Source organism: Streptomyces sp. NPDC055815, from assembly GCF_053616475.1.
In genome coordinates this window covers 16,139-35,182 of record NZ_JBSHDU010000035.1, presented here as the reverse complement: position 1 = coordinate 35,182, position 19,044 = coordinate 16,139, and the positions used below count along the sequence as shown (strand labels likewise).

Sequence of the window (19,044 nt, the reverse complement as noted above, 5' to 3'; positions counted from 1 at the left end):
CCGCTGCGAGGCTCGTTCCCGTACCGCGGACCCGTCCGCGCGTCCCCTTCTTCTCCCCTTGTCCTCTCCTGGAGCGGGAACACCCATGTCCAAAGCCACCTACGCGCGGCTGGCCGCGCTGAGCCTCATCTGGGGCTCCGTCTTCCTGTGGATCAAGATCGCCGGATACGGCTTCTCGCCCGTGCAGATGGTGCTCATCCGGCTCGCCCTCGGTGCCGTCGTCATCCTCGCCATCGGCTACGCGAAGGGGCTCAGGCTGCCCAAGGAGCCCGCCACCTGGGGGCATCTGACGGTGGCCGCGCTCCTCGGCAACGCCGTCCCCTGGACCCTGTACGCCGAAGGCGAGATCGAGGGCTCCAGCAGCGTCGCCGCCGTCGTCAACGGCAGCGCGCCGATCTGGACCCTGGCCGCCGCGCTCCTCCTCGGCCAGGAGAAGCGGGTCTCCGGCTTCAAGGCCGGCGGAGTGCTGCTCGGCCTCGGCGGCACCGCGCTCATCGCCTCCCCCTGGAACTCGGCCTCCGCGGGCAGCGGTTGGAGCATCCTCTGCTTCGTCCTCGGCTCGATCAGCTTCGGCGCCAGCTTCGCCTACATGGGCAAGTTCCTCGTGGGCAGGGGCATTCCGCCGCTGATGCTGGCCGGCGGACAGCTCAGCGTGGCGACCGTGCTGCTCCTCGCCGCCTTCCCGTTCCTGGGCCTCCAGACCGTGACCTGGCGCGCCGACTCGGTGATCTCGGTCCTCGTCCTCGGCGTGGTCTGCACCGGCTTCGCCGCGCTGCTCAACTTCGAACTGATCATCAAGGACGGGCCCACGGTGGCCTCCACCGTCACCTACCTCATGACCGCGGTGGCCGTGGTGCTCGGCGCCGTCGTGCTGCGCGAACCGCTCGGCTGGACCGTGTGGCTGGGCGCCGTGGCCGTGCTCGCCGCCACCGGACTGCTGCGCCGCAAGCCCCGCCCGGCGCCCGAACCGGCTCCCGGGGCCGCCCCCGTACCGACACCCGCGGCGGCCGATTAGCCGAGCCCCGTCGGAACCCATGAAATGCCGGGCCGCCGTCCGCAACATTGTGTTCATTCAATGGGCGGGCGGTGGATGGTAGCGTCACAAGTGGAAACACCCGGCCTTAATGGGGGAGTCGTCAGTGGCTTTTGTGGTCGAACTCGTTTTCCGTGGCAATGAGACGGGCCGGTTGAGTTTCGGAGAGGCGCACCGGGCCTACTGGAAAAGAATGGCCGCACGCGGCATCCTGCTCGGCGGCGGACCATGGCGGGACGGCACCGGGGAATTATTGGTCTGCGAGGCACCCGACCGCCGCACGCTCTTAAGGGTCCTGTACGCCGACCCGTACGCACAGGCGCAGGTCGTCGGCGAACTACGGGTCCGGGAGTGGAACGCCGTCATGGGACACGTGGTGCTTGCCGGCCTCGAACGGTCCACCGGCGGAGCCGGGACCCACGAGCGAATACGCGGGGGCGTGCCGGCCTCCCTCACGCCTCCCGCCCCTCCGGGCGCGCGCGAGGAGCCGACCGCCCCGCCGGGCGCCCGCGAGGAGTTGACCGCCCACGAGCGGCGCATCGCCACGATGATGCTCGACGGCCTGACCAACAAGCAGATCGCCGAGTCCTTCACGGTCTCCACCCGGGCCGTGGAACTGCACATCACCCGGATCTACCGGAAGCTCGACATCCGCAGGCGCGCCCAGCTGGCCGCTGCCATCGACCGCTTCGAAGCCGCCCTGGCCTGCTGATCCACACCCCTGACACCTACCGAACCGGGAGTCACCATGCCTCTGGTCGAGATAACCGTTCCCGAGGGCAGCCTGTCCGAGCCCGCCGCGGAGGTCCTGCAGCAGCAGGTCGCCGACTCCGTGCTGACGGCCATGGAGCTGCCGCACACCGAGTTCTTCGCCGCCGCGACCTGGGTGTACGTCCGCGAGGCCGCCAAGGGGCTCGCGACCACCGGCGCCGGCCGGCCCCCGGGCGTCCTGGTCGTCGTCACGCCCCTGGAGGGCTTCCTCACCCCGGAGCGGAACGAGGCACTGGCCGTCGAGGTCACCCGGCACGTGCACGAGGCGACCGGCCCCGACACCGTCGTCTGGCTCGTCGTCAACGAGATCCCGGAGGGCAACTGGGCCGTGAACGGCGGACTCACCCGCCGCGCGAAGATCGACGAACTCGTCGCCGAGGCGGCCCGCGCGAGCTGAATTCCGCATTCCTGATTCCGGCCGGCGGCGCCGCACCGTATTCACGGTGCGGCGCCGTTCGTATTTCCAGAGCCGCAGACAGGAGTGCGGATTCCCGTATCGATGTACGGATCACCCGGCCCGTACGGTGATGTCAATGGCACCGACGGATGGGAGAGACTCGCTCATGGCTCTGCAATCGGCGCCGCGACTCGGTGTGGTGGTTCCGTCCGGGAACGCCGCCGCCGAACCCGAGATCGGCAGCCTCGTAAGCCCCGCATTCAATGTCCACACCTCGAGATTTCCGGTACTTCCCGGAAAAGACCTGCGCGGTCGCCTGGAGAAGTACAACGACGTGCTCCCCGACGTCCTCGGGAATTTCGGCGGCCTGCGGCTCGACGCCGCCGTCGTCTCCTGCACCGGCTCGCACTACCTGCTCACGCCCGAAGGCGACCGCGCGCTCTGCGCGGAACTCTCCGAGCGTCTCGGAGCGCCCGTGCGGTCCGCCGCCCTGGCCATCCTCGACACCGCGCGGGCCGTCGGTGCCGAACGCCTCGTCCTCGTCTCGCCGTACGAGCCGTGGCTCACCGAACTCTCCCACGCCTACTGGGAGTCGGCCGGGCTCACCGTCGACCGGGTCGTCAAGATCCGGGCCGGCGCGCGCTTCTCCCCGTACGACGTGACCACCGAGGAACTCGTCGCCCAGGTCCGTGAGGCCGAACTCCCCGACGACGCGACCCTGTTGTTCACCGGCACCGGCATGTTCACCTTCGACGCGCTCGCCGAGCTCGGCCGGGACAACGGGCGCACCCTCCTCACCTCCAACCTGGCCGGCGCCTGGTGGGCCCGCGACACCCTCGGCCTCCCGGCCGAAGGCCCCGACGCGCACCCGCTGCTCCGCAGGCTCGCCGCGCGATCCGCCGCCGTGGCCGTGTCGTGAGCGGCCGTACGGCGCGCCGCGGGCCGGTCGCCGTCGTCGGCGCCGGGCCGGTGGGCCTGACCGCCGCGCTCGTCCTCGCCCGCGCCGGCGTCCCGGTGACCGTCCTGGAGTCCAGGAGCGAACTGGCCACCGAGTCCCGCGCCTCCACCTTCCACCCCGCGACCCTCGACCTCCTCGACGAATTCGGCGTCGCGGCCGCCCTGCGCGTCCAGGGCCGCACCGTCGACCGCGTCCAGTGGCGCGACCTGGACGGCGGGGTCCACGCCGAACTGGACTACGGACTGCTCGCCGGACACACCCGCCACCCCTACCGGCTCCACGTCGAACAGGCCCGGCTCACCCCGCTGCTGCTCGACGCGCTGACCGCGACCGGCCTCGCCGACGTACGGTTCGGGGCCACCGCCACCGGCGCCGAGCAGACCGGCGACGGGGTCCGGCTGCGCACCGAGGACGCGGCGGGACGGACGACCGTCGGCCACCACCCGTACGTCCTGGCGGCCGACGGCAGCCGCGGCCGGCTGCGCGAGCTCGCCGGACTGCCCGGCGCGGCCGAGGAGTACCCCGACTACGCGCTCCGCGTCGTCACCGACGCCCCGCTCGACGCACTGGTCCCCGGGCTCGCCGCGCTCACGTACGTCCGCGACCCCCGCGGATCGGTCAGCGCGCTCGGGATGCCCGACCACTGGCGGCTCATCTTCCGGATCCGGCGCGGCACGCCCCGCGACGAGGTGCTCGCACCGGACGCCGTGCGCGCCCGGGTCGACCAGGCCCTTCCGGGCGGCGCAGGACGGGCCGTGCGCGTCACGGACGCGCACACCTACCGGCTCGCCCGGTTCCTGCTGCCGACCTACCGGGCCGGCCGGGTGCTGTTCGCCGGGGACGCCGCCCACCTCACCTCGACCGCCGGCGGCCTCAACATGAACTGCGGCCTCCACGACGCCGTGGAGACCGGCCGGGCCCTCGCCACCGTCCTGCACGGCGGCACCGGGGACGAGACCCCGCTCGACGCGGCCCTCGCGCGACGCCGCTCCATCGTCGAGACGGCGGTCCTCCCGCGCAGCGAGGCCCGCACCGCCGGGCTCGACAGCCCCGCCGAACTCCTCGCCAGGATCGCCGGCCTGCGGCGCACCGCCGCGGACCCCCGCGCGGCCACCGACTACCTGCTCAAGGCCTCACTTCTCGACGTCGCACCACGACCCCTGAAAGGTGACGCACATGCGGATCTGGTTTCACAAGCACACCGTTGAGGGACGCCTGCCGCTGCTCGACCAGTGGTACCGCGAGCACCTCGACGCGATCGCCGCACCCGGCACCACCGTCGACATCAAGACCCTGCCGGCCGACACGTATCCCGACCGCACCCCCTTCGGCCTCGTCGGCCACCACTCCGCCCAGGTGCTCTTCAGCCGGCACTTCTCCGAGTCCGCGCTCGTCGCGGAGCGGGAGGGCTACGACGCCTGGGTGATCGCCGCCGGCCAGGACCCCGGCCTGCGCGACGCCCGCCACCTCGCCTCCATCCCCACCCTCGGCTACGGCGAGACGGCCTTCTTCCTCTCGGCGCTCACCGGCCAGCGCTTCGGCGTCCTCGGCTTCATGCCGCCCCTGGAGGAGCCCATCAGGGCCAACATCCGCCAGTACCGCCTGGAGTCCTCGCTCAGCTCCTACGAGGTCGTGCCCGGCGGCTGGGACTCCGTACACCGCTCCCTGGAGGGCGACTTCGACGAGTTCGTCGAGGTGTACTCGGCGGCCGCCCTGCGCGCCGCCAAGGCCGGGGCCGAGGTCATCATCCCCGCCGAGGGCATCCCCAACGAGATCCTCTGGCACCTCGGCATCCACGAACTCCACGGCCTGCCCGTGATCGACCCCGCCGGACTCGCCGTGAAGCTCGCGGAGACCCTCGTCCAGCTCGGCGAGCTGAAGCTCTTCCAGCGCAGCGGCCACGGCTACTGGTTCAGCCGCCCCGACGAGCCCGTCTCCAAGCACCTGGAGCAGGTCTTCCTGGGCTCGGCGCTCTAGGAGATGCCGTGTCCGCAGGAACCGCACCGCACCCCGCCCCGCGCCCGTACCCCCACCGTCATGCACCGCACGCCGTCACGCCTTCGAGGGAGTCACGCCCATGACGTACGACGCCTACGGCCGCAACACCGCGGCCACCGACCCCGCCGCCCCCTACTACCGCCCGCGCCGGCTCCGTCGCACGCCCGCCCTGCGCCGCTTCGCCGCCGAGACCCGGGTCGGCCCCGCCAACCTCGTGCAGCCCCTCTTCCTCCGCGAGGGCCTCACCGAACCGCGTGAGATCCCCTCCATGCCGGGCGTCTTCCAGCACACCCGCGACACCCTCCGCAAGGCCGCCGCCGAGGCCGTCGCCAACGGGGTCGGCGGGCTCATCCTCTTCGGGATCCCCGAGCACAAGGACCCCACCGGCACCGGCGCCGTCGACCCCGACGGCATCCTCCAGGTCGCCCTGCGCGACGTCGCCGCCGAGGTCGGCGACTCCACCGTGATCATCGGCGACATCAACCTCGACGAGTACACCGACCACGGCCACACCGGCGTCCTCGACGCGAACGGCGACGTCGACAACGACGCCAGCATCGAGCTGTACGCGCAGGCCGCCGTCGTCCAGGCCGAGGCCGGCGCCCAGATCGTCGCCCCCAGCGGCATGATGGACGGCCAGGTCCGCCGCATCCGCGAGGCCCTCGACCAGGCGGGACACCAGTCCGTCGCCATCCTCGGCTACTCCGCCAAGTACGCCTCGCACTTCTACGGCCCCTTCCGCGACGCCGTCGAGTCCACCCTGCGCGGAGACCGCAAGGGCTACCAGCAGTTCCCCGGCAACATCCGCGAATCCCTCCTGGAGGTCTCGCTCGACGTCGCCGAGGGCGCCGACCTCGTCATGGTCAAGCCCGCCCTCGCCTACCTCGACATCGTCCGGCTCATCGCCGACCACGTACAGGTGCCCGTCGCCGCCTACCAGGTCTCCGGCGAGTACTCCATGGTCGAGGCGGCCGCCGCCAAGGGCTGGATCGACCGCGACCAGGTCGTCCGGGAGAGCCTCGCCTCCATCCACCGCGCCGGCGCCACCCAGATCATCACCTACTGGGCCTCCGAGTTCGCCCAGAGTCTGGACCGGTGACCCGGTGACCGCGTCCTCCACCGTGCTGGTCCTCGGCATCAGCCATGCCAGCGCCCCGCTCGACCTCCTGGAGAGACTCGCCGGCACCGACCGGCCCGCCGAGGAGCTCGTCTCCGACGTGACCTCCGTCGACGGCATCGACGCCGCCGTCGTCGTCTCCACTTGCAACCGCCTGGAGATCTACGCCGAGACCCGCGCCGCCACCCCCGAACTCGACGGCCTCGGCGAGCTGTTCGCCCAGCACACCGGCGTCGACCACGAGGAGATCGCCCCGCACCTCTACAGCCACCACTCCGACCGGGCCGTACGCCACCTGTTCGCCGTGGCCTCCGGACTCGAATCGGTCGTGGTCGGCGAGGACCAGATCCTCGGCCAGGTGAAGCTGGGCCTCGAACGGTCCCAGCGGCTCGACCGCACCGGCCGCGTCCTCGCCAAGGCCGTCCAGACCGCCCTGCGCGTCGGCAAGCGGGCCCGCAACGAGACCGGGCTCAACGAGGCCGGCCGCTCCCTCGCCACCGCCGGACTCGGCTTCTTCGAGCGCCGGGTCGGCTCCCTGCACGGCAAGACCGCCCTCGTCATCGGCGCCGGAGCCTTCGCCGGCGTCGTCGTCGCCGCGCTGCGCCGCTCCGGCCTCGACCGGGTGCACGTCGCCAACCGCACCCCGGAGAAGGCCCAGCGGCTCGCCGAGACCACCGGGGGAGTGGGCTACGACCTCGACGACGTGCCCCGGCTGCTCACCGAGGTCGACGTCGTCGTCGGCGCCACCGCCGCCACCGGCCACCTCGTCACCGCCCGGCACGTCGAGGAGGCGCTCGCCGCCCGGGACGGCCGCGAGCTGTTCCTGCTCGACCTGTCCCTGCCGCACAACATCGCCCCCACGGCGGCGGAACTGGCCGGCGTCACCTTCGTCGACCTGCGCCGGATCGCGGAGGAGGGCCAGGAGGACGAGATCTCCGCCGCCAGCGTCCAGGCCGCCCACGAGCTGATCGACGCCGAGGTCGAGCAGTTCCGCACCGGCCTCCGGCTCGCCGGAGCCAAGCCCGTCCTCACCGCCCTGCGCACCGCCGCCGCCGAGGCGGCCGAGGCCGAGCTCGACCGGCTCGCCCGCCGTCTCGACGGGCTCGACGGCGCGGCCCGGCAGGAGATCGGCCGCAGCGTCCGCCGCATCGTCGACAAGGCCCTGCACCAGCCCACCGTCCTCGTGCGGGAGCTCGCGGCCGACCCGGACGGCGCCCGGCACATCGCCGCCTTCACCCGCCTCTTCGCCGCGGCGGAACCACCCCACGACAGCGACACGAACGACCCGAACGAGAAGAAGATCGAGGCCATCGCATGAGTGACATCTCGGCCCTCTGGGAAGCCGAATCCATCGCCGTCATCGGGGCCAGCGAGCGCCCCGGCGCCCTGGGCCGCAAGCCGCTCGACTACCTCCTCCGGTACGGCTACAAGGGCCGCGTCCTGCCGGTCAACCCGCGCTCCCCGGAGATCCTCGGCGTCCCCGCGTACCCCAGCGTCAAGGACGCCCCGGGCCCCGTCGACCTGGCCCTGATCATGGTCTCCGCCGAGCGGGTCCCCGGCGCCGTCGACGACTGCGTCGCCGCCGGCGTCAAGCTCGCCGTCATCGCCTCCTCCGGCTTCGCCGAGACCGGCGAGGAGGGCGCCCGCCTCCAGGCGGAGGTCGTCGCCAAGGCCCGCGCCGGAGGCCTGCGGCTCATCGGCCCCAACTGCATCGGAGCCGTCGGCTACGAGAACCGCGTCCTCGCCACCTTCAGCCCGCTCTTCGGCGCCGAGTCCGTGCCCTTCGAGCCCGGCACCCTCGCCTTCGTCAGCCAGTCCGGCGCCCTCGGCTTCGGCGCCGCCAGCCTCGCCCTGGAGCGCGGCCTGCGCCCCGGCTGGGTGGTCAGCACCGGCAACGACGCCGACGTCACCGCCCTCGAAGTCCTCCGCGAACTCGCGACCGTCCCCGAGGTCACCGGCCTCCTCGGCTACCTGGAGGACACCCCGGACATCGGCACCCTCCGCGAGCTCGCCGGCTCGGGCAAGCCCGTCGCCCTCCTCAAGTCCGGCCGTACGGAGGCGGGCGGCCGCGCCGCCGCCTCGCACACCGGCGCCCTCGCCACCGACGACCGGGTCCTCGACGCCGCCCTGCGCGGCCTCGGCATCGTCCGCGTCGACGACATCGACGAACTCCTCGACGTGGCCCGGGTCTTCGAGTCCGAGCGGCGCCCCGCCGGCAACCGCGTCGCCGTCGTCACCACCTCCGGCGGCTCCGGCATCCTCGCCGCCGACGCCGTCGAGGCCCACGGCCTGGAGCTCAGCGCCCTGGAGCCGCGCAGCAAGGAGGCGCTCGCCGAGATCGTCCCCGCCTTCGGGGCCATCGACAACCCGGTCGACATCACGGCCACCGTCCTCAGCGACCCGTCCCTCTTCGACCGCTCCCTCGACGTCCTCATCGCGGACGAGACCGTCGACATCATCGTCGCCGCCTTCTGCGTGATGGCGGGACCCGACGTCGAGAAGGCCGTCAACGCCCTCTCCCGCGCCGCCCAGAAGGGCGGCAAGCCCATCCTCGTCGCCCGCACCGGCGCCGACTTCCTCGCCCCCGACGCCCCCCGCGACCTGCGCGAGGCCGGCCTCCCCGAGTACCCCACCCCGGCCCGCGCCCTGCGCGCCGCCGCCGCCCTCTGGGAGGTCAGCCGTCCCCGTACGCTCCCGGAGGCACCGCGCCCCGGGACCGTGCCGGGACCCGGCGCCGAGGCCACGGAGCCGCAACTGAAGGCGCTCCTCGCCGAGGCCGGGATCGCCGTGCCCCGGGGCAGGACCGCCGCGAGCGCCGAGGACGCGGCGGCGGCCGTCACCGAGGTCGGCGGTACGGCGGTGCTCAAGGCCGTCGTCCCCGGCCTGCTCCACAAGACGGAGGCGGGCGGCGTCGAGATCGGCGTCACCGCCGACACCGCGCCCGAGGCGTACGGGCGGCTCGCCGCGCTCGGCGGCCAGGTGCTCGTCGAGGAACTCGTCGACGAGGGCGTCGAGTTGATCGTCGGCGTCCACTCCACCGACCTGGGCCCGGTGCTCACCGCCGGTCTCGGCGGCATCTTCACCGAGGTCCTCGACGACGTCGGCCACCGGCTCCTGCCGCTCGCCCCCGGCGAGGGCGCCGAACTCCTCGCCGGCCTGCGCGGCGCGAAGATACTCGCCGGCACCCGCGGCCGCGGCGCCGTCGACGTCGAAGCCGCCGCCGAACTCCTCCACAAGGTCGCCGAACTGGTCCAGGACTGGCCGCCCGGCTTCGCCCTCGACCTCAACCCGGTGCGGGTCCTCACGAAGGGCGCGGTCGTCCTGGACGCGGCGCTCAGCAGCGAAGGGGCGGACCGATGAGCGGTACGGAGAACAGCGCGGCCCTCTTCGCGCGCGCCCGCGAGGTCACCCCCGGCGGCGTCAACTCGCCGGTCCGCGCCTTCGGGGCCGTCGGCGGCACCCCCCGCTTCATCGCCTCCGCCGAGGGCCCGTACCTCACCGACAGCGACGGCAACGAGTACGTCGACCTCATCTGCTCCTGGGGCCCGATGATCCTCGGCCACCGCCACCCGGCCGTCGTCGAGGCGGTCACCCGGGCCCTGGAACGGGGCACCTCCTTCGGGGCGCCGTCCACCGGGGAGGTCGAACTCGCCGAGGAGATCGTCGACCGGGTCGCCCCGGTCGAGCAGGTCCGCCTGGTCAGCTCCGGCACCGAGGCCACGATGTCGGCGATCCGTCTCGCCCGCGGCTTCACCGGCCGCGGCAAGATCGTGAAGTTCGCCGGCTGCTACCACGGCCACGTGGACGCCCTGCTCGCCTCCGCCGGCTCCGGCCTCGCGACCTTCGCGCTGCCCGACACCCCGGGCGTCACCGGCGCCCAGGCGAGCGACACGATCGTCCTGCCGTACAACGACCTGGCGGCGGTCGAGAAGGTCTTCGCCGAGATCGGCGACGAGATCGCCGCCGTCATCACCGAGGCGGCCCCCGGCAACATGGGCGCCGTCCCCCCGCTGCCCGGCTTCAACGCCGGCCTCAAGGAGATCACCGCCCGCCACGGCGCGCTGTTCATCTCCGACGAGGTCATGACCGGCTTCCGGGCCAGTCGCTCCGGCTGGTACGGGCGGGACGGCGTCGCCCCCGACCTGCTGACCTTCGGCAAGGTCATGGGCGGCGGCTTCCCGGCGGCGGCCTTCGGCGGCCGCGCGGACGTCATGGGCCACCTCGCCCCGGCGGGCCCCGTCTACCAGGCGGGCACCCTCTCCGGGAACCCGGTCGCCACCGCCGCCGGCCTCGCCACCCTGCGGCACAGCACCCCCGAGGTGTACGAGCGGCTCGACCAGGTCTCGTCCACGATCGGCGCGGAGGTCTCCGCGGCCCTCACCAAGGAGGGTGTGGCGCACCGGGTCCAGTACTCCGGCACCATGTTCTCGGTCTTCTTCGGCGAGGACGAGGTCGTGGACTTCGACGGGGTCCGCGCCACCGAGGCGTACCGCTACACGCCGTTCTTCCACGAACTGCTCCGGCAGGGCGTCTATCTGCCGCCCTCGCCCTTCGAGGCCTGGTTCATCTCGGCCTCGCACGACGACCGGGCCGTGAGCCGGGTGGTCGAGGCACTCCCGGCCGCGGCGGCGGCCGCGGCGGCGGCGAAACACTGATCCGCGCACGAGGAAAAGCCCCCGCGGTCCACGACCACGGGGGCTTTTCTCGTATCCCTACGCGGCGAACTCGATCCGCACGTCCACATTCCCCCGGACCGCCTTCGAGTACGGGCAGCGGCCGTGCGCGGCGTCGGCGAGCCGCCGCGCCTCCGCGGGGTCGAGGCCGGGCAGTTCGACGGTGAGGACCACGGACAGGTGGAAGCCGCCGTCCTCCTTGTGCAGTGCCACCTCGAAGGGTGACGGTGTCGTCCGTGAGCGCGGTCCTGGACTCGCGCGCGGAGACCCGGAGCGCACTGTGGAAGCAGGCGGCGTAGCCGGCGGCGAAGAGCTGCTCGGGGTTGGTCGCGGTGCCGGAGCCGCCGACGGCCTTGGGGCTCGACAGCGGCAGGTCGAGGAGCCCGTCGGAGGAGCGCACGGCGCCGTTGCGCCCGTCTCCGGTGGAAGCGACCTCGGCGGTGTAGACGACGGCCATGCGTCATTCCTCTCGAAAGCGCGGAAGGGGGAATTCCCCCAGTCTCCGGCGCCGGTGAATTCCCGGCGCTACGGATCTCCGCAGTCCTTTCCGGAGCTCCGCCGCATAGCGTGACGGGCATCACCCGCCCATGAATTCAAGGGAGTTGGCCATGGCAGGACCGCTGACCGGAGTCCGCGTACTGGAATTCGCGGGCTCGGCGCCCACCGCGTTCGTCGGCACCGTCCTGTCCGGTCTCGGAGCCGATGTCGTACGCGTCGACAGGGCGCCCGCGGCCGTGGGGGACGGACGCCCCCCGGAGAACCCGCTCTCCCGCGGCCGCCGTTCCGTCGCCCTCGACCTCAAGAGCCCCGAAGGGATCGAGCGGGCGCTCGCGCTCGCCGAGCACGCCGACATCCTCGTCGAGGGCTTCCGCCCCGGCGTCGCCGACCGCCTCGGCATCGGCCCCGCCGCCGCCCACGCCCGCAACCCGCGCCTGGTGTACGGGCGGCTCAGCGGCTGGGGCGGACAGGGCGAGTGGGCCGGACGCGCCGCCCACGACCTCGCGGTGCTCGCCCTGACCGGCGCCCTGGACACCGACCCGGCGACCGGGGCGCCGGTCCCGCCCCCGACCGCGTACCTCTCCAGCTTCGCCGGCGGCGCCAACGCCCATGTGCACGGGCTGCTCGCCGCACTCCACGAGCGGGAGCGCTCCGGCCGGGGCCAGGTCGTCGACACGGCCCTCGCGGACGGCGCCGCCCTCATCGCCACCCTGATCCACCAGTGGCGCGCGGTCCCCGGCAACCACACCGTCACCGACGCCCCGCACTACACCTTCTACGCGGCCGCCGACGGCCTGCACCTCGCCGTCGCCGCCATCGAACCCCGGCTCTACCAGAACCTCCTGGAACAGCTGGGCCTCACGGAGGAGGACGACCTCCCCGACCGCGCCGACGCGGCCGCCTGGCCGGAGCTGCGCGCCCGGATCGCCGCCCGCTTCGCCACCCGGGACCGCGCGCACTGGGTGAAGCTCTTCGACGCCGTCGACGCCGGAGTGGCCCCCGTCCTCACCGCCGCCGAGGCGGCCGAGCACCACCAACTGGCCGCGCGCGGCGCCTTCGTGGACGTCGGCGGCACCCTCCAGCCGGCCCCCGCCTCCCGCTTCGACCGCACCCCGACCGGCGCCCCGGGCCGCGCCCCGCTCCCGGGCGAGCACACGGACGAGGTGCCGGTCGAATGGACCCGGGCCGCCGGCTAGCGCGGCACGGCGGCGGTGGCCTGCAGGGCGGTGGCCCGGCGTATGTCCGCGTGGATCCGGCGGGCGAGCGGACCGGGATCGTCCTGGAAGTAGAAGTGGTCACCGTCGAACTGGTGCAGCCCGAGGAAGCGCCGGGTCAGCGAGCTCCACCGGGTGAGCGCCTCGACGGGCACGACGGGATCGTCGATTCCGGCGAAGGCGGAGATCGGCACGTCGAGCGGCACGGGGGCCGGCGGCCGCCACGACTCGGTGAGGTACAGGTCCCCGTGGATGGTCGGCTTGAACCGGGCCCACAGATCGGGGTCGTCCAGAATGCCCTGCGGGGTGCCGCCCATGGCGGCGACCCGCCTGCGCAGGGCCTCGTCGGACGGGCCTTCCGGGACCGGGACCGCGCCCGGCTCCTCGCCGTCGGCGGCGGGCAGGGGCGCGGTGCGCGCCGACACGCCCAGCCAGACGGGCGGGGTACGGCCCTCGTCGAGCAGGCGGCGGGTCAGCGCGTAGCTCAGCGCGGCGCCCATGCTGTGGCCGAACAGCGCGAACCTGCCGCTGAGTCCGTCGCCCAGCTCGGTGAGGAAGTGGTCCACGAGGGTGTCCATGCGCTCGAGCGGGACCCGCCCGTCCATCAACCGGCCCGGGGCGTCGGGGGTGTGGACCTCCCAGTCCCCAGGGAACTGGGCGGCCAGGTCGCGGTACATGAGGTGCGAACCACCGGCGTGGTGGAACACGAACAGGCGCATGGTGACTCCATGGACGTTGGTGACGTGCGCGGCCGGACTCCGGCCGGGGAATGTGGGCGGTGCCCCGCGAGACGCGCCCCGGGGGTGGGCGGTTCCGCGGGGCACCTGCGTGCCGCCGGACGGCGGGCCATCGACTCGGTGGCCGCCCGGCGGCACGGTCCGGGGGCATCCTCAGGTGCTGGGGGAGCGCCGTCCCACGAATCCGGCCACCACCAGCGCGCCCGCGAGGAGCAGCACGCCCGCGATGCCCATCGCCAGGCCGTAGTGCTGCGGCCCGTCGCCCGTGCCGATGACCACGCCGAGGATGGCGACGCCGAGGACGGCACCGGTCTGCCGGGCGGCGTTGAGCGCGCCGCCGCCGATGCCGGCGTGGTGCTTGGGCACCGAGCCGATGACGGCGCTGATGAGCGACGGCATCGCGAAGGAGATGCCGAAGCCGAGGAGCAGCAGACCGGCCATGCTGCCGATCGTCGACGCGTCGGCGTGCATGAACGGCACCTGGAGCAGCGTGCCGGCACCCATCAGGACGAACCCGAGGGTGGCGGGGATCCGCGGCCCGATCCTCGCGACCAGCTTGCCCGCGTAGCTGCCGTTGAACGCGGTCGGCAGGGTCAGCGGCAGGAACAGCAGACCGGTCTTCATCGCACTGGCGTGGTCCATCGTCTGGAAGAACAGCGACAGGACGAACATGGCGCCCGACAGGCCGAAGTTGACCAGCAGTCCGGCGAGCAGGCCCGCCGAGAAGGTGGACGAGCCGAACAGGCTCATCGGGAGCATGACGTCGGTGCGCCGCTTGCGCTCGACCATGACGAAGGCCACGCCCATGACCACCGAGGCGACCAGGGTCGACAGGACCACCGGGTCGCCGAAGCCGCTCTCGCCACCGGCGATCAGCCCGTAGGTGAGCAGGCCGAGGCAGGCGATTCCGGTGAGCTGGCCCGGCAGGTCCAGGCCGCGCCCGGGCTTCGGGGCCGTGGCGGGCGCCTTCTTCGCGGTGATCGCGATGCTGAGCGCGGCCACCGGGACGTTGACGGCGAAGATCGCGCGCCAGCCGAGCGAGTCGGTGAGCACACCACCGATCAGCGGTCCGGCCGCAAGCGCGACGCCGGTGATGGCGGCCCAGACGCCCATCGCCCGGGCACGCTTGCCCGGATCCGGATAGGAGTTGACGAACAGGGCCATGGACGTGGGCAGCAGGCCGGCGCCGAACAGGCCCAGCAGTCCCCGGAGGATGACCAGGGACAGGGAGTCGGGTGCCGCGATCGAGATCGCGGACACCACGGCGAAGGCGGCGGAGCTGTAGAGGAAGAGTTGCTTGGCTCCCAGCCGGTCCGACAGCGCGCCCGCGGTGAGCAGGAGCGCGGCGAACGTGAGGGTGTAGCCGTTCGAGATCCACTGGAGGGAGTCGACGGAGGCGTGGAACTCCTCCGCGATGGCCGGGAGCGCGACTACGACGACGGTGGTGTCGAGCAGCACCATGAAGTAGCCCAGGGAGATGCCCAGCAGGAGCCAGTCTCGCGATTTCCTGGTCTCGGCCGGGGCTGCGATGTCGTCAAGTGGTTGCTCGGGTAGCGTCGTCACTCGTACTCGGTTCCTTGTTCGGGGACGCGGGGGGATGGGGGCGCACTGGTCGGGCAGTGGCGATGAAAAAGGTGAGTGAGCGGCCCGCGACGGCGGTCGGATGGGGCCGTCCGTCTTCGTCCCGGGGTGGTGCGACGGGGTGGAGGGCCGACTGGGCCCTATCATCGACCACTTACTAAACTATCATCTACACGGCCCGATGGGCAATGGTGGGGGGTCGGCGCCGACGGGCCGTCAGCCGGCTTGCTGCCGCGGGCGCGAGAACCGCCGCGTCAGCGGCTTCTCCACGAGGGCGTACAGGGCCCAGGAGGCGAGCAGGGTGACCACCGCCTCGCCGGCGATGATGGCGATGCCGGTCGCGGTCCCGTACATCTCGGTGCCCAGCAGCTTCCGGAACCAGGCGAGCACGATGAAGTGCAGCAGGTAGAAGGCGAAGGACACATTGCCGAGCCAGACCATCGCGCGGCTGCGGAAGAGGGTGAAGCGGCCGTCCCGGTCCGCCACGGCGGCGGCCGCGATGAGCATGACCGCGGGGATGAGGCACGTCGCGCGCTGGGCGTACAGGTACGGCACGTAGTAGCTGGCGACGTATCCGGCGGCGAGCAGGACGGCGGACCAGATCATGCCGATGTTGCGCCAGCGGTTCAGCATCACGGCCCGCGCGACGAGGATCCCGAGCGCGAAGTCCAGGATGCGGGGCAGCGGCATGATGTAGGCGAACCAGTAGTGGACCGGCGAGGTGCCGTCCGTGCCGGGCATCACGTGCGGGCCGGCCGGCACGAGCTGGTAGGTGATCAGCGGCGTGACGAAGACCGCCGCCACCGTGCCGACGATCCAGTACTTCAGCCGGTCGGCGGAGATCCGCCTGATCCCGGCCAGCAGCAGTGGGAAGGCCAGGTAGAAGACGGCCTCCACGGCGAGCGACCAGCTCGGCGGATTCACCGGGAGGTGCTCGGAGAAGTACGGCGTCCACACCTGGAACATGAACAGGGCGCCGAGCGCGGGCAGGAGCGGCGTCGCGGCCGCGTACAGCGCCATCGCGAGGATCCAGGCGACGACGTAGTTGGGCAGGATCTTGACGTAACGCCTGCGCCAGAAGGACGGCGCGGTGTCGTCGTCGGAAGCCGACCACGTCAGCACGAATCCGCTGAGCACGAAGAAGAACGTCACGCCGAGTGCGCCGCTCGGGCCCACGGCCCACGCGAAGTTGTGCTCCACCGTGTCGTCGGCGAGCAGGCGCACCAGGGGCATCGGCAGCGAGGCGTGGAAGACGAACACCATGAACGCCGCGGGGAAGCGCAGGCCGGTCAGTGAGGGGAGTCGGCTCGGGCGGTGCTGTCGTGGGCCGTCCGGCCGCGCGGATGCCCGTCTTTCCTGTGGCTCCGTCGTCGCCAGGCTTGTGCCGTCCGTGGGCATGTTCAGTCGCTCCTTCTCGAGTCGGGCGGTCGGGGCAGCTGGAGTCGAACCAGCAACGTGCTGCCGGGAACCGGCAGGAGGTACACCGCCTACGTGCCCCGTGGTCCGCCAGCGGCCGGCGCGCATCCACGACGCGCCGCGCCACCGGGGGCGATGGTTGTCAGGCGGGCCGGAGCCGCGCGCTCACCAGGAGGTCAGGGAGAAGCGCTCGGTCAGCGCGCGGGCCTCGACGGCGAAGTCCCTGATCTGCTCGGCCTTCTCGACCATCTGGTCGTCGCCGCTCTGCTTCGAGATCTCGATCAGCCAGTCGTAGGTCTCGCTGGGGTGCACGTCGTACTTGTAGTGCACCTTGGACAGCATGAAGAGGACGTCGCGGAAGTTCTCCCGCTCGATCACCTGGCCCAGGCCGAGGATGCGCCGGTGGTGCTCCTCGGTGAACGGACGGCGCTCGGGCAGGGTGGGCGTGGCGCCGGGGGCGTAGACGGTCGGGTCGGCGAAGATCTCCTTCTCGTCGAAGTCCCCGTCGAAGGCGAAGTCGACGCACAGCGACTGCCGGCTGATCTCCGAGAAGTTGACCGCGGAGTGCACCGTCGCGGCGTCCAGGAACCAGATCTCGCCCGGGCGCATGTGGATGACGGTGTCCTCGTTGGAGTGGAACGCGAGCGGGCTGTCCTCCAGCACCATGAAGGTGCGGAAGTAGCGGTCGGCCGCGCGGTCCAGCTCCACGAAGTCGCGGTGCGGGATGACGATGGCGTTCTTCAGGTTCCGGGTCCGCGCCATCTGCAGGTGCGCGCCGTCGAAGACCGTGGTCACGATCTCCTTGAGGTACGGGACGTGCTCCACGTGCGCCGTCGGCCGGGCGGCGGTGTCCTTGAGGTCGCGGTAGAGCCGGTCCTCGCTGTCCCCGGAGGCGTTCCACAGGGGGACGTGCTTCCAGAAACCGTTGCTGAATTCGTCGTACTCCTCCTCCACGGTCGGAACCGCGGCCAGGTATGCGAGATCCGGGGCCAGCCGGGTCCGATCGAGGTCGATCTTGCCAAGGATGTGTGAGCGCATCCGACCCTCCAGGTCGCGAAACAGGTGCGGAAGACACGGAGGCATGGGCACGGCGCTGTGCCGAATGTGTGCCGTCCGCGGTGCGACCTACCGTAACAACCAACCCGGTGATAGTCTAGGTTTCATGAATCAGGGGAGACAGATCGACGGCGTGACGGGTGCGAGCGTGATCGTCACGGGCGCCGCCGGAGGCATCGGACGGGCGGTCGCCGAGGCGTTCGCGTCCGCGGATGCCCGGGTCGTGCTCTGGGACGTCGACGAACGGGTCCATGCCGTCGCCGCGGAGATCCAGGAGCGTCGTGCGGCGAAGGCCTACGCGGTCTGCGCGGACATCACCGACCGCGCCGCCGTGCGCGAGGCGTTCGACCTCTCCGAATCCGCCGCCGGGGACGTCTCCGTCGTGGTCCACGCCGCCGGCCGGCTGGCGACCGGGCCGGCCCTCGAAGCCGCCGAAGAGGCCTGGGAACGGTGCCTGTCGACGAACGCGACAGGCACCATGCTCGTCGCCTCTGAGGCCGCGCGGCGCATGACCTCACGCGGACACGGGGCGATCACCGTCATCAGCTCCAACGCCGCGTCGACCCCCCGGGTGGGCATGAGTGCCTACGCCGCGTCCAAGGCCGCCGCCTCCGCGTTCGTCCGTTGCCTGGGACTCGAGGTCGCCGGCCGGGGCGTGCGGTGCAACCTCGTGTCGCCCGGTTCGACCGACACCGCGATGCTGCACCAGAGCTGGACCGGCACCGCGGACCTGGACTCCACGATCGCCGGTGACCCCACCGCGTACCGGCTGGGGATCCCCCTGCGCCGTGTCGCCCAGCCGCAGGACATAGCCGACGCGGCACTCTTCCTGTCTTCCACCGCCGCACGCCACATCACGCTGCACGACCTCCGTGTCGACGGCGGCGCCACTCTGGACATGTGACGACCGATCAACGGAAAGGACGCCCGATGGCGATTCCCCCCATTCCCGCGTACGACCTCCCCTCCCTCGGCGAGCTGACCGCCAACCGCGTTCCCTGGCAGCTCGACACGGAACGGTGCGCCCTGCTCGTCCACGACATGCAGAAGTACTTCATCGACGCCTACGACCGCCGGACGGAGCCGATATCCACGGCGATCGGGAACATGGCCGCCATCCGGCGGGCGTGCCGGGAAGCCGGCGTCCCGGTGGTGTACACCGCGCAGCCCGGCAACCAGCACCCGTCGCGGCGCGGCCTGCTGTCGGACTTCTGGGGCAGTGGACTCAGCTCCGGCCGTGATGCGGAGATCATCGACGAACTGACCCCCGGCGACGAGGACATCTTCGTCACCAAGTGGCGCTACTCCGCGTTCCAGCGGACCGATCTGGCCCAGCTGCTCAAGCACCACGGGCGGGACCAGCTGATCGTCGTCGGCGTGTACGCCCACATGGGGTGCATGCTCAGCGCCGCCGAGGCGTTCATGAACGACATCCAGCCCTTCATGGTCGCCGACGCCACGGCCGACTTCAGCCGGGACGAGCACCTCCTGGCCCTGGACTACACCGCCAAGAGGTGCGGTGCGGTGGTGACCACCGACCAGGTGATCGGATCGCTGTCCCTTCGCGCCGCGGCGTGACGCCGACGGCCGCGGCG

The 19,044-nt window shown here is 72.2% G+C and carries 17 protein-coding genes and 1 pseudogene; 13 read left to right on the top strand and 5 right to left on the bottom strand.

Annotation, left to right across the window (positions count from 1 at the left end; all coding sequences use genetic code 11):
• Window positions 1-85 precede the first annotated feature (85 nt).
• The 10 genes from ACWGN5_RS22415 to hemL all read left to right on the top strand — a co-directional run bounded on the left by ACWGN5_RS22415 (window position 86) and on the right by hemL (window position 10,929).
• Window positions 86-1,015 (top strand): DMT family transporter, encoded by a 930-nt coding sequence (locus ACWGN5_RS22415; RefSeq protein WP_453517901.1) that lies wholly within the window; start codon window positions 86-88, stop codon window positions 1,013-1,015.
• A gap of 172 nt (window positions 1,016-1,187) precedes the next feature.
• A complete protein-coding gene (locus ACWGN5_RS22410) occupies window positions 1,188-1,745 on the top strand; it encodes a LuxR C-terminal-related transcriptional regulator (RefSeq protein WP_453517898.1) in 558 nt (185 codons plus the stop codon).
• 36 nt (window positions 1,746-1,781) lie between these two features.
• The gene (locus ACWGN5_RS22405; protein WP_453517895.1) at window positions 1,782-2,201 is read left to right on the top strand and encodes a tautomerase family protein; all 420 of its coding nucleotides are present in this window, start codon (window positions 1,782-1,784) and stop codon (window positions 2,199-2,201) included.
• Window positions 2,202-2,367: 166 nt separating this feature from the next.
• Complete coding sequence (locus ACWGN5_RS22400; protein ID WP_453517892.1) at window positions 2,368-3,120, top strand: maleate cis-trans isomerase family protein; 753 nt, start codon at window positions 2,368-2,370, stop codon at window positions 3,118-3,120.
• A complete protein-coding gene (locus ACWGN5_RS22395; RefSeq protein WP_453517889.1) occupies window positions 3,117-4,367 on the top strand; it encodes an FAD-dependent oxidoreductase in 1,251 nt (416 codons plus the stop codon). The genes ACWGN5_RS22400 and ACWGN5_RS22395 overlap by 4 nt, the downstream gene beginning before the upstream one ends.
• Window positions 4,336-5,136 carry an aspartate/glutamate racemase family protein gene (locus tag ACWGN5_RS22390; protein WP_041131583.1) on the top strand — a complete coding sequence of 267 codons (801 nt, stop codon included), beginning with the start codon at window positions 4,336-4,338 and terminating at the stop codon, window positions 5,134-5,136. The genes ACWGN5_RS22395 and ACWGN5_RS22390 overlap by 32 nt, the downstream gene beginning before the upstream one ends.
• 100 nt (window positions 5,137-5,236) lie before the next feature.
• Window positions 5,237-6,256, top strand: a complete 1,020-nt coding sequence (gene hemB / locus ACWGN5_RS22385; RefSeq protein ID WP_453517887.1) for a porphobilinogen synthase — start codon at window positions 5,237-5,239, stop codon at window positions 6,254-6,256.
• Window positions 6,257-6,260: 4 nt separating this feature from the next.
• The gene (hemA, locus tag ACWGN5_RS22380) at window positions 6,261-7,592 is read left to right on the top strand and encodes a glutamyl-tRNA reductase (protein ID WP_453517885.1); all 1,332 of its coding nucleotides are present in this window, start codon (window positions 6,261-6,263) and stop codon (window positions 7,590-7,592) included.
• Window positions 7,589-9,634 (top strand): acetate--CoA ligase family protein, encoded by a 2,046-nt coding sequence (locus ACWGN5_RS22375; RefSeq protein ID WP_453517883.1) that lies wholly within the window; start codon window positions 7,589-7,591, stop codon window positions 9,632-9,634. The genes hemA and ACWGN5_RS22375 overlap by 4 nt, the downstream gene beginning before the upstream one ends.
• The gene (gene hemL / locus ACWGN5_RS22370) at window positions 9,631-10,929 is read left to right on the top strand and encodes a glutamate-1-semialdehyde 2,1-aminomutase (protein WP_453517881.1); all 1,299 of its coding nucleotides are present in this window, start codon (window positions 9,631-9,633) and stop codon (window positions 10,927-10,929) included. The genes ACWGN5_RS22375 and hemL overlap by 4 nt, the downstream gene beginning before the upstream one ends.
• Window positions 10,930-10,986: 57 nt before the next feature.
• Here hemL and ACWGN5_RS22365 read toward each other — a convergent pair.
• A pseudogene (locus ACWGN5_RS22365) lies at window positions 10,987-11,404 on the bottom strand (organic hydroperoxide resistance protein).
• Window positions 11,405-11,555: 151 nt separating this feature from the next.
• Here ACWGN5_RS22365 and ACWGN5_RS22360 point away from each other — a divergent pair.
• On the top strand, window positions 11,556-12,641 hold the full coding sequence (locus ACWGN5_RS22360) for a CaiB/BaiF CoA transferase family protein (RefSeq protein WP_453517878.1): 1,086 nt from the start codon (window positions 11,556-11,558) through the stop codon (window positions 12,639-12,641).
• On the opposite strand, the gene ACWGN5_RS22355 is transcribed toward ACWGN5_RS22360, so the two are convergent.
• The 4 genes from ACWGN5_RS22355 to ACWGN5_RS22340 form a co-directional block, all read right to left on the bottom strand.
• Window positions 12,638-13,378, bottom strand: a complete 741-nt coding sequence (locus tag ACWGN5_RS22355) for a thioesterase II family protein (RefSeq protein WP_453517875.1) — start codon at window positions 13,376-13,378, stop codon at window positions 12,638-12,640. The genes ACWGN5_RS22360 and ACWGN5_RS22355 overlap by 4 nt on opposite strands.
• A 171-nt stretch (window positions 13,379-13,549) precedes the next feature.
• A complete protein-coding gene (locus tag ACWGN5_RS22350; protein ID WP_453517872.1) occupies window positions 13,550-14,959 on the bottom strand; it encodes an MFS transporter in 1,410 nt (469 codons plus the stop codon).
• Window positions 14,960-15,193: 234 nt separating this feature from the next.
• Window positions 15,194-16,375: an acyltransferase family protein gene (locus ACWGN5_RS22345; RefSeq protein WP_453517870.1), complete on the bottom strand. Its 1,182-nt coding sequence runs from the start codon at window positions 16,373-16,375 to the stop codon at window positions 15,194-15,196.
• 183 nt (window positions 16,376-16,558) lie between these two features.
• Entirely contained in the window at window positions 16,559-17,431 is an 873-nt protein-coding gene (locus ACWGN5_RS22340) for an aspartyl/asparaginyl beta-hydroxylase domain-containing protein (RefSeq protein WP_453517867.1), read from the bottom strand.
• 124 nt (window positions 17,432-17,555) lie between these two features.
• Between ACWGN5_RS22340 and ACWGN5_RS22335 the strand changes: the two genes are divergently transcribed.
• Together ACWGN5_RS22335 and ACWGN5_RS22330 are read left to right on the top strand one after the other, a co-directional pair.
• Window positions 17,556-18,353, top strand: coding sequence for an SDR family oxidoreductase (locus ACWGN5_RS22335; protein WP_453517864.1), 798 nt, complete (start codon window positions 17,556-17,558; stop codon window positions 18,351-18,353).
• Window positions 18,354-18,379: 26 nt separating this feature from the next.
• Window positions 18,380-19,027, top strand: a complete 648-nt coding sequence (locus tag ACWGN5_RS22330; protein WP_453517862.1) for an isochorismatase family protein — start codon at window positions 18,380-18,382, stop codon at window positions 19,025-19,027.
• Window positions 19,028-19,044 lie beyond the last annotated feature (17 nt).